General features: G+C 75.5%; 1 protein-coding gene. It reads left to right on the top strand.

The window, feature by feature from the left end:
- The coding region (gene cobA / locus HMPREF3105_RS08325) for a uroporphyrinogen-III C-methyltransferase (RefSeq protein WP_070709198.1) at positions 1–768 on the top strand (768 nt) is incomplete at its 5' end.
- Between the last annotated feature and the right edge of the window lie 59 nt (positions 769–827).

Genomic DNA, 827 nt, shown 5'->3' on the forward strand with positions numbered 1-827 from the left:
GTGGCCCTCGTCGGCGGCGGCCCCGGCGACTCCGGGCTCATCACCGTGCGCGGCCGACAGCTGCTCGCGGAGGCCGACGTGGTGGTCGCCGACCGGCTGGGCCCGCGCGCCCTCCTGGCCGAGCTGGACCCGGCGGTGCCCGTGATCGAGGTCGGCAAGGCCCCCGGGAACCACCTGGCCACGCAGGACGAGATCAACGCCGTCCTGGTCCGGGAGGCCCGGGCCGGCCGCCTCGTCGTCCGGCTCAAGGGCGGCGACCCGTACGTGCTCGGCCGCGGCGGCGAGGAGGCAGCGCACTGCCGCGCCCATGGCGTCGACGTCGAGGTGGTCCCCGGTGTCACGAGCGCCGTCTCGGTGCCCGCCGCCGCGGGGATCCCGGTCACCCATCGCGGCGTCGCCACCGGCTTCACGCTGGTGACCGGCCACGAAGAGCTGGCCGAAGTGCCCACCCGGGCCGACCACACGCTCGTCCTGCTGATGGGCGTGCGTCGGCTCGCGGACACCGCGCGCCGACTGACGGAGCGCGGCCTCGACGGTGCGACGCCCGTGGCGATCATCGAGCGCGGCTGGATGCCGGACCAGCGGGTCACCGTGGGCACGGTGGAGACCATCGCCGCGCAGGCGGCCGCCGTCGGTGTGGAGAACCCCGCCGTGATCGTCGTGGGCGACGTCGTGCGCTTGAGCCCCTACGCCACCGGCGCGCCTGCGGCCGCCGCCCCTGCCCCGATCTTGACCCTGAACCCGACCTCCGAAGGAGCACGAGCATGACCCTGACCCCCTCGGCCTCGAGGCCCGATCGCCCGTTGCGCATCGCCATCATCGGTGCC

The sequence above is a fragment of the Micrococcus sp. HMSC31B01 genome, assembly GCF_001816085.1.
GTDB classification, from domain to species: Bacteria; Actinomycetota; Actinomycetes; order Actinomycetales; family Micrococcaceae; genus Micrococcus; species Micrococcus luteus.